Raw genomic sequence first — 6,171 nt, 5'->3', positions numbered from 1 at the left:
GAGGCTGGCGTGAGCCAGCCGCAGAGCGCGTGGTGGAGGGGGCGAGCCCCGCGCGCTGCGCCATCAACCGCCGATCGATCCGCCGAGCTTCCGGCTCGCCCCCTCCACCAGCCGCTCTTCCCCCGGCTCAAGGCCGGGGTCGGCGACCGGTCCCCCTCCCCCGCTTCGCAGGGAGGCAAAGCCCCCTTCCCACTCTCCTTAGCCCCTCATCTCGTCTGCCTCCCAAGCAGCCCCGAGCCGCTCGTCGCCCTCTCCCACCGCTCGTCGCATCCCGTATTTCTGAGTTGCGTTCTTACGCAACATCGGCGATTTCATCCGTCCCACCAGGACGCGGAGCCAGCGCTTGCTCGAGTACGCCTTCGACACCATCACGGCCGAGCAGGCGCTGGCCATCAAGGCCGGCGACACCCTGACCTTCAACGGCGGGCCGGGGCGGACGGTCAGCGTCAGCTATCAGTCGTACGATCCCCTCTCCCTGACGCCCGAGGTCCCACGGATCTTCGTCACCTATGAGGGGCGCACCGTCGCCTTCTCTACCGAACTGGTGCAGCTCTCCAGAACCGGCGGCCTCGTCATGGCCGACGGCTCGCAGCTCTACATCGGCGACGCCGGCGACGGGCGGTTCGCGGCGGGCGCGGGCGACGACGGCCTCTATGGCGGCCCCGGCGCCGACACCCTCTCCGGCGAGGCGGGCCGCGACCTGCTGCAGGGCAACGGCGGCGACGACCTGCTGAGCGGCGGCGAAGGCGCCGACAGCCTCTATGGCGGCCAGGGCGACGACATCATCTACGCCAGCCCCGACGTGGGCGGCGTGGCGGGCGAGGCCGGCGACTGGGCCAACGGCAACCTGGGCGACGACGAGATCGTGGGCGGCCAGGGCGCCGACACCCTGCTGGGCGGGCAAGGGGATGACTTCATCGGCGGCGGCGACGGCGCGGACTTCCTGTCGGGCGACCGCGGCGACGACGACCTGATGGGCGGGATGGGGAACGACACCCTGAACGGCGGCGAGGGCGACGACATCCTCAGGGGCGGCTTCGGCGCGGATTCGCTGAGCGGCGCTGACGGGAACGACCAGCTCGTCAGCCAGGGACCGGAGGCCTCCACCCTCAGCGGCGGCGCGGGGTCCGACACCATCGTCTCCGGCGGCGCGGGTCGCGACGTGATCCTCGGCGGCGAGGGCCGCGACCGCTTCGAGATCGTGGCCAAGACCGCGCCCTCGGCGGGCGTTGAGGCCGAGATCCGCGACTGGGAAGCCGGCGACACCCTGCACTTCCCGCAGGTGAGCATCCTCGGCGCCAGCTCGATCCTGCCGCTCAGCTATTCCGAGTTCGTGGCGGCCGACTATGCGACGGCGCTGTCCATCGCCAACGAGCACATCTCGGCCTCGGGCGCGGTCTATGTGGCCGCCCAGGTCGGAAGCGACGTCTATGTCTTCGCCGACACGGGCGATCCGGCGGACGGCGCCGACGTCTCCATCCTCCTTGTCGGCCGCACCCTGGCCGACATCGGGGTGACGAACTTCGCCTGAGGCGCCGCCCTCGGCCAACTGGCTCTGGAGAGAGGGACTCCCGGCGGGTTTGAATGCGGCGCAGCATGGGTTACACCCGCGCCCGTCCGAACCTCAGCCGGGAGTCTACTCCATCATGTCCCTGGAATCCGCCGCACTGGCCCGCGTGAAGCCCTCCGCCACCCTGGCGGCGGATGCGAAAGCCCGCGAGCTCAAGGCCCAGGGGAAGGACGTGATCGGCCTGGCCGCCGGCGAGCCCGACTTCGATACGCCGGAGAACATCAAGGAAGCGGCCATCCGGGCGATCCGGGACGGCAAGACCAAGTACACCAACGTCGACGGCATCCCGGAGCTGAAGGAAGCCATCTGCGCCAAGTTCGAGCGCGAGAACGGCCTCCGCTACAAGCCCGAGCAGGTGAACGTCTCGCCCGGCGGCAAGCCGGTGATCTGGAACGCCATGATCGCCACGCTGAACCCCGGCGACGAGGTGATCGTGCCGACCCCGTACTGGGTCAGCTACTGGGACATCGTGCTGCTGGCCGGCGGCACGCCCGTGGCCGCGCCGACCAGCGCCGAGACGGGCTTCAAGCTGCAGCCGGCCGACCTCGAGGCGAAGATCACGCCCAAGACCAAGTGGATCCTGCTGAACTCGCCGTCGAACCCGTCGGGCGCCGCCTATACCCGCGCCGAGCTCAAGGCCCTGGCCGACGTGCTGCTGCGCCATCCGCACGTCTGGATCCTGACCGACGACATGTACGAGCACCTGGTGTTCGGGGACTTCGAGTTCTCGACTATCGCCCAGGTGGAGCCCGGCCTCTACGACCGCACCCTGACCATGAACGGGGTCAGCAAGGCCTACGCCATGACCGGCTGGCGCATCGGCTACGCCGCCGGACCCCAGCCGCTGATCAAGGCCATGGCCAAGGTCATGAGCCAGACCACCTCGAACCCCTCCTCCATCTCGCAATGGGCGGCGGTCGAGGCGCTGAACGGCACGCAAGCCTTCATCAAGCCCAACGCCAAGCTGTTCGAACAGCGCCGCGACCTGGTGGTCTCGATGCTGAACCAGGCCAAGGGCATCCACTGCCCGACGCCGGAAGGCGCCTTCTACGTCTACCCCTCCTGCGCCGACCTGATCGGCAAGACCGCCCCCTCCGGCAAGGTCATCGGCTCGGACGCGGACTTCGCGGTCGAACTGCTTGAAACCGAGGGCGTAGCCGTGGTGTTCGGCGCGGCCTTCGGCCTCTCGCCCTTCTTCCGCATCAGCTACGCCACGGCCAACAGCGTGCTGGAAGACGCCTGCCAGCGCATCCAGCGCTTCTGCGCCAACGTGAAGTAGGACAACCGGCGACGGGCGTTGCCTTGGCGCGAGCTGTCAGGCCGGTCCGAGGCTCACCATATCCCGCGGGAGCGTCGGAGCCCGACTGCGACCGACAGCCCGACAGCCTCCCCGCGGCCGGGCGCCGGCGCTCACCTACCCCACAGGCGGCGCGTCAGTGCTTCTCGCGCCAGGCCGCCTTGGCCGCGTCCTTGGTGATGTTGAGGCACACCTTGTCGTCCTGGATGGTGTCGACCCAGGTCAGAGGGATCAGGTGGTGCTTGAACCCGGAGCCGAAATCCAGCTTGGCCAGCTCGATCTCGGCGCCCATCACATGGTCCACCTTGCCCACGTGGCCGCCGTCGGACCCGACGACTTCCATGTGCTCGCGAATTTGAGAGGCCTGGATCATACTCGTCTCCTCGTCTTCGATCTTGGGGGACGGGTAACGGGCGTCAGGCGTGAGGGTTCATGGCCGAGCTGATTAACCTCAACAAGGCGCGCAAGGCCAAGGCGCGGTTGGCCGGCAAGGCGCAGGCCGCCGAGAACCGCGCCAGGTTCGGCCAGACCAAGGGTCAGAAGGATGTCGCGCGGCTCGACGCCGAGCGGGCCCGGCGCGAACTGGACGGCAAGAAGCGCGAGGACTAGGCCGCCTTGGGGACCGCCTGGTCGCGGGCCTCGGCCGGGATGGAGTCGTAGATCGTCGCCGGCGTGATGTTCAGGCGCTTGCGGGCGGCCTCCAGCGGCTCTTGCATCAGCCGCTCGTAGTCCTCGCCGAGCAGCCACTTGGCGGCCTTGCCGCGCTGGTAGCCCTGCCAGATCGCCTTCACATACGGGTGGCGCTTGTCCCTGCCGGCGCGGGAGGCGGCCCCGAACGCGATCAGCGCCCAGCCCAGGCCCTTGGTCTGGGCGTAGGAGAACGCCACCAGGCACGCCTCGCCCAGGGCGTCGCGGTGATAGCCCGACAGGATGTGCCAGATGTCGTGGACGTCGCGAGTGCGGCGGCCGAACCAGGCATACGGATGCGGCTCGTCGATATCGGCGCCCCGGCCCTCGCGGCTGATATCGGCCAGGCCGTCGGCCGAAAGCTGCTCGGTGCGGATGAAGGTGCGATAGGCGGCGCCGACGCTGCCCGCGGGCAGGCTGTCGAGCCAGGCGTCGTCCATCAGCCTCTCGGCGAATTCCTCGCGCTCGAAGGCGATCCGGCCGCCCTGCGGCGTCGCCAGCAGGCGGTGGTAGCCCTTGGCCGTGGACGAGCCGTTCAGGGCGCGCATGATCTCGAACACCTGGCGGGTGTCTTCCTTGTCCGCCAGCAGGCGCTGCAGCGAGCGCCAGGCATGGCCCCAGTCCAGCTTCGTCGACATGGGACGGGGTTCGGCGCGGAAGTCGGCAGTGTCGGCGGTCATGGCCATAGGTGGGGAGCCCTTGGGTAAGCGTCGTCCATACAAAAATGACGCCCCCGTCATCTTTTTGCAAGGGGCTGGCTGAACCTAAGCTGGTGTTTGTAAACAGGACCCCTATGGCCAGTTTGAAAAAGCGCTCCGTCCTCCTCTCGGGCCACGCGACCTCCATCGCTCTGGAGCCGGAGTTCTGGGCGGTCCTCGACGAGATGGCGGTGGTGCGCGGGTCCAGCTTGGCCGCCCTGATCGTCAGCATCGACCGCGGCCGCGGCGAACGGCCTCTGGCCTCGGCCTGCCGCGTCGCGGCCCTGACCTACGCCCGCGGCGGCTAGGGCGCCGACAGCGCGGACCGCAGCCAGGCCTCCATGTCCACCAGCCGCGGCTCGTCCTTCAGGCCCTCGCGGAAGGCGCCCAGGTTCCGGTAGCTGGCCAGCACCAGGATGCGCTTGCTCGGATGGGCCGCGATCGCCTCCCGGGTCCGGGCGACCATGTAGCCGTCCCATTCCGCCTGGCTGGTCTCGAACGCCGCGCCGCCCAGCTGCGCCTGGGCCAGGCCCTGGGCGCGGACGAGGTCGATGGTGACGGCGTCGTGGGCGTCGGCCGGATGGCGCCAATGGTCCTGCAGCACCGTCGAGAGCGCCCGGCCAAGGCGGGTCATGTAGGCGTCGGCGTCCGGCTTCCGTTTCGCGAAGTCGCCGAACAGCCGGCCGGCCTCCCCCGTCATCGCGGCGAACGCCTCGCCGCCCGGCTCCATCGGCAGCGCCGTCGTCGGCCGCGCGGCGAGGTAGGGCCACACCACCGCCGGATACTCCGGCCGGCCTTGCGTCTCCTTGCGCGCCTCCAGTTCGTCCGGGCGGACCTCCAGGACCATCACCTCGGGCCGAACGGCCTCGATGATCCGGCGCAGGTGGTCGAAGGTGAAGTCGGGCTCGGTCGCATGAAGGCGCTGGATCGCCGCCACCACATAGACGCCATCGGGCGGCGGGGCGGCGGCATGGAGCTGACCGGCGAAACCGGCGGCGAAGGCCAGGGCGATGCATGCGAGGCGAAGCTGTTTCATGCCCTCGCCGTCGCCGAGCCTGCGGCGTCGCGGAAGCCGCCGGTCCGCGAGCGGGACCGCCCCGGTGACGAGCGGGTCAGCGCCCGTTCAACAGGGCCGACAGGCCGTCACGATAACGCCGGCTCAGCCGCAGCCCCTGCCCCGAGCTCAGCCGCACCTCGGCATCGCCCCGCCCCAGGCTGCGGACGCCGACGATCAGATCCAGTCGGACGATGGCCCGCCGATGGATGCGGACGAAGCGATCTCCCGGCAGCCGGGCCGCCAGCGAGGCCAGGGACTCGTCCAGCAGCACCGCCCCGTCCGCTGTGGTGTGGGCTTCGGCATAGTTGCCGGCGGCCTCGATCCATTCGACCGCGTCCAGCGGCACGATCCGCACCGCGCCCCGGCTGCGGGCGCGCAGAACCTCAGGCGCCTTCGGGACCGCGCGCCGCCCGCGCCGGGCCGCCAGCAGCCCCACCGCCACGATGCCTGCATAAAGGATGGCGTTGGTGCCGAGGTTGCGGACGAACATACGCTCGCCCATCGCCCATCGCGTGGCGATCCGCCCGCCGTCATTGTAGGCCGGCCACCAGAGCAGGGCGAACAGGCCCACATGCAGGGCCGACACGACCAGGAGCCCCACGGCGTAGGCCGCCCACCGTTGCGCCAGGCTCCAACGGGACTCCTCGATGCGCCGCACGGCCGCCAGGATCGGCGCGGTCAGCAGCGCCCAGATCGAGAAGATGGCGAACGCGTAGCCCAGGGACGGCCACCACGCCTGCCGCCCGCCGCTGGTGAGATACCCCTGCGTCGCCAACAGCACGGCCACGGCCGACCACGCGAGCACGATAAGGGCGGCCATTCGGACCCGCCGCAAGTTTCCAGCCGGCGCACGAAGAGCTTG

Annotated in this window: 8 protein-coding genes; 4 read left to right on the top strand and 4 right to left on the bottom strand. The window is 70.1% G+C overall.

Annotated features, from left to right (window positions below; all coding sequences use genetic code 11):
- The first annotated feature begins 343 nt into the window (after positions 1–343).
- The gene (locus A2790_RS03470) at positions 344–1,531 is read left to right on the top strand and encodes a calcium-binding protein (protein WP_293387622.1); all 1,188 of its coding nucleotides are present in this window, start codon (positions 344–346) and stop codon (positions 1,529–1,531) included.
- 115 nt (positions 1,532–1,646) lie between these two features.
- Positions 1,647–2,849, top strand: coding sequence for a pyridoxal phosphate-dependent aminotransferase (locus A2790_RS03465; RefSeq protein ID WP_293387620.1), 1,203 nt, complete (start codon positions 1,647–1,649; stop codon positions 2,847–2,849).
- Positions 2,850–3,003: 154 nt separating this feature from the next.
- Here A2790_RS03465 and A2790_RS03460 read toward each other — a convergent pair whose 3' ends face one another.
- On the bottom strand, positions 3,004–3,240 hold the full coding sequence (locus A2790_RS03460) for a DUF2171 domain-containing protein (RefSeq protein WP_293387618.1): 237 nt from the start codon (positions 3,238–3,240) through the stop codon (positions 3,004–3,006).
- A gap of 59 nt (positions 3,241–3,299) precedes the next feature.
- Here A2790_RS03460 and A2790_RS03455 point away from each other — a divergent pair, with 59 nt between their 5' ends.
- Entirely contained in the window at positions 3,300–3,476 is a 177-nt protein-coding gene (locus tag A2790_RS03455; RefSeq protein WP_293387616.1) for a DUF4169 family protein, read from the top strand.
- Here A2790_RS03455 and A2790_RS03450 read toward each other — a convergent pair.
- Positions 3,473–4,240, bottom strand: coding sequence for a Coq4 family protein (locus A2790_RS03450; RefSeq protein WP_293387614.1), 768 nt, complete (start codon positions 4,238–4,240; stop codon positions 3,473–3,475). The genes A2790_RS03455 and A2790_RS03450 overlap by 4 nt on opposite strands.
- Positions 4,241–4,347: 107 nt before the next feature.
- On the opposite strand from A2790_RS03450, the gene A2790_RS03445 reads away from it, so the two are divergent.
- Positions 4,348–4,560, top strand: a complete 213-nt coding sequence (locus tag A2790_RS03445; protein WP_293387612.1) for a ribbon-helix-helix domain-containing protein — start codon at positions 4,348–4,350, stop codon at positions 4,558–4,560.
- Here the strand turns inward: A2790_RS03445 and A2790_RS03440 are convergent.
- Positions 4,557–5,288 carry a hypothetical protein gene (locus A2790_RS03440; protein ID WP_293387610.1) on the bottom strand — a complete coding sequence of 244 codons (732 nt, stop codon included), beginning with the start codon at positions 5,286–5,288 and terminating at the stop codon, positions 4,557–4,559. The two genes, A2790_RS03445 and A2790_RS03440, sit on opposite strands and share 4 nt — an antisense overlap.
- Before the next feature lie 76 nt (positions 5,289–5,364).
- A complete protein-coding gene (locus tag A2790_RS03435; protein ID WP_293387608.1) occupies positions 5,365–6,129 on the bottom strand; it encodes a LytTR family DNA-binding domain-containing protein in 765 nt (254 codons plus the stop codon).
- Positions 6,130–6,171: the final 42 nt, after the last annotated feature.

It is taken from the genome of Phenylobacterium sp. RIFCSPHIGHO2_01_FULL_69_31 (assembly GCF_001824475.1).
Taxonomy (GTDB): domain Bacteria; phylum Pseudomonadota; class Alphaproteobacteria; order Caulobacterales; family Caulobacteraceae; genus Phenylobacterium.
The sequence above is the reverse complement of the archived record's forward strand: the minus strand, read 5'-3'. Positions and strand labels throughout refer to the sequence as shown.